This is a genomic window from Neisseria sp. 19428wB4_WF04 (assembly GCF_015235335.1).
Taxonomy (GTDB): Bacteria; Pseudomonadota; Gammaproteobacteria; order Burkholderiales; family Neisseriaceae; genus Neisseria; species Neisseria musculi.
Window position 1 is genome coordinate 1 of record NZ_JADGLG010000251.1, and the last position, 229, is coordinate 229.

A 229-nucleotide genomic window follows, 5' to 3' on the forward strand; every position below is an offset into this window, starting at 1 on the left:
TGGACTTGGTCAACAAATTGGAAGCAGACAAAGACGAAGGCCGTCTGAAACTAACCGAACAGCAATGTCGGTACGATTTGTTGATTCTTGATGAGTTGGGGTATCTGCCGTTTAGTCAGAAAGGCGGTGCGCTGCTGTTTCATCTGATGAGCCAACTGCATGAAAGGACGAGTGTTGTCATGACGACCAATTTGGCTTTTAGTGAATGGGTGAAGCTGTTTATGGATGA

The 229-nt window shown here is 45.9% G+C and carries 1 protein-coding gene; it reads left to right on the forward strand.

Annotation, left to right across the window (positions count from 1 at the left end):
• Nucleotides 1–229 (forward strand): ATP-binding protein (locus IR141_RS13195; protein WP_167743251.1); only part of this gene is annotated, 229 nt, incomplete at both ends.